A 2,611-nucleotide genomic window follows, 5' to 3' on the forward strand; every position below is an offset into this window, starting at 1 on the left:
CTGAGCGTTGAGCGACTTTCAGAACCTGCTTCTCATCGTTAGCCATACTTGCTCCACACATGTAGGATTTATGACTTTATACCGAAATCCTGCACATGAGGCAAATCTATCTCATCTGTTCATCATCAGCTCGCGTTACAAAAAGGCCTTTTGCGTGAGGGGCTTAATGCAGAGATTCACTGCATTCAGTAAGTCGCATTGTCTGATTGATAATCAACTGGTGAAAATGTGATCGGCGTTACGTCTGCGAAAGCGCGACATTCACTGTAATCAGTGGTCGTGTCCTGCAGGTAAATGGAAAGGTTGCGCTCACAGTTTGCGCATAGTAATCCTCAGGTCGCGCTGCTGGTGTTCACTGTAATCAGCAATTCGACGTTGTTAATGATCACTGTTCACTGTATTCAGCGTAACATTCACTGTAATCAGCAGCGTTGAACAAGGATTCACTGTAATCAGTAAACCTATGGGTCAGCCAGACAACGCGTCAGAGCAGGGCAGGGAAGGGAAGGAGCGGTTGAAAGATTCACTGTAGTCAGTAAACGCATGAGTTTTGCAGCGCAACACGACTAACGTTCACTGTAGTCAGTAGTCGTTCTCCTGGTTAACGTTGCGTAGCTTAACGTCGCCGTGGCGGATTAGGGCTTTGCAGCCATCCGTTCTGTCGGACAAACCGTTAGCGCAGAGCATTGCTATAGTTTGCGGTATGGCACTACAAAGCAATGCGTATAGCAGCAGTTGTATCAGTGGTCATGAGTGGCCGCAACGCGGTAAACGCCTGCCAGCCAACGGTCAGCAGCCCGCATAAGATTCACTGTAATCAGTAAGCCTGCACCTCGTCACACCTGCCATTCACTGTAGTCAGTAAACCACGTCCCCCTTTTCGTCAATGTTTACTGTAATCAGTAATGTGATCGCTGTCAGGTAATGGTAATAACAACATCCGGCTGTTCACTGAGCAACATTCACTGTAATCAGTACTAAAAACGACTTGGTTGCACAGTGATTGAGCTGCCCGGCAAAGCATTCACTGTAATCAGCAAAGACGCGATTCGCTTCTGCGCGGGTAATCATAATCGAAGGTTCAGGGCAGGGAAGGGCGATGGATTAAAACATTCACTGCAATCAGTAACCGATACCGCTCTATACCATCTGGTAAAGCCGGATCATCACAGGCTCGTTCACTGTAATCAGCACCCACCGGCTGCGCTTTATGACCTATGGTGTTCACTGTAGTCAGCATTCGTCATCCAAAGATCACTCCGTCATCCTTTGCACTGCAGGCGGAGAAGCACTCTTGATGTTCACTGTAATCAGCAGTTGCATTGGTGTAAGCGCAGCCAAAGAACAGGGCCGCCGGCGTTCACTACAATCAGTAAATCATGGCCGGCATTCACTGTAATCAGTGGGCGTGACCAACCCTGTCACTTTTACTGGTTGTTTTCACAGCATAATTACTGATTACAGTGGGCACTTACCCGTTTAACTATTATTAATATTATTAATCATGAACTTAGGTAACAGCGTTCACTATAATCAGCTCTGTTAGGCCATCTGATATTCACTATAGTCAGCAAGACCACCTGGCAGACAGAACATTCACTGTAAACAGCCAGCCGCGGCTCTGGCGGGGATTTAAAGACGATTTATACCCACCTGGTAAGTACCCACTATCGTTACAGGCGGCATATACTGCGAAAACGGGTAGCGTAGCGATACAGGGCGCAAAGCGAGAGCGTCAGCCTTTACTGATTGCAGTGAACGTTACCGATTACAGTGAACAACAGCGGCTGTGCTGATTACAGTGAACGGGGGAGAATGCTGCCGTGTCACTTTTGCAGCTCAGTGACACGGCGGGCGGAGGGTTTACTGATTACAGTGAATGGGGGAAATCAGTCTTCAAAATCGAGGTCTTCCAGCGAATCGATACTTTCGAGATTGCTGATTCCATCGAGTTTCGGCGTGCGACTGTGGATGATGAAAAACACCGAACGGCCACGTTTCACTTCGGAATAGTCGAGGTAGCCGATCTCTTTCAGTTGCTCCATGGCGCGTCGCACCACATGGTTTTGCGTGGTGGTTTTTGAACCGAGATTGAGGCGCATCCGCAAGCGCGCCAGTGAAATCGGCGCCGGGTTAGTCGGCAGACTTTCCAGATACGTATACAGCGCCTGCGCCGACTCCTTACGCTTGAGGCGCGAAATAGCCCGCAGTTGCAACAGCACCTTGTGGTCGAAGTTATACAGCTCAAACAGCTTAGGATCGGCCTGAATACGCACCAGATCTTTCTCACGATCGTAGTAAGCCGACTGCACCAGATGCGTGTGGTAGGCTTTACCATTCCCTTCAAACGACAGGGTATTGGTCGCGATGCGTCGCAGCGAGGCGTCAAGACGCTTACGCAGTGCTGCGGACGAGTTGGCTGAAGGAATACCGCACATCTTAACGAAGTCGATAAACGGCAGCGTGACGGTGTCGCCCTTCGATGGATAACGCGAGAAAGACTGAATGATGCCGGCCCAGGTTTTGAAATCATTATCCATATCCAGCCGTGCGCCGGTGATGGTAATCTTTTCATAGCCTTCCGCTTTCACCAGCGACAGGTTTTTGAGCT

1 protein-coding gene is annotated in these 2,611 nt (G+C 49.3%); it reads right to left on the bottom strand.

The genetic code is table 11. From position 1 onward, the window contains the following. Nucleotides 1-1,889: 1,889 nt before the first annotated feature. Nucleotides 1,890-2,611, bottom strand: a 722-nt coding sequence (locus tag FT726_RS26715) for a RepB family plasmid replication initiator protein (protein ID WP_346303786.1), incomplete at its 5' end; no start/stop codon positions are given.

Source organism: Pantoea sp. Morm (genome assembly GCF_016643525.1).
Classification (GTDB): Bacteria; Pseudomonadota; Gammaproteobacteria; order Enterobacterales; family Enterobacteriaceae; genus Pantoea; species Pantoea dispersa.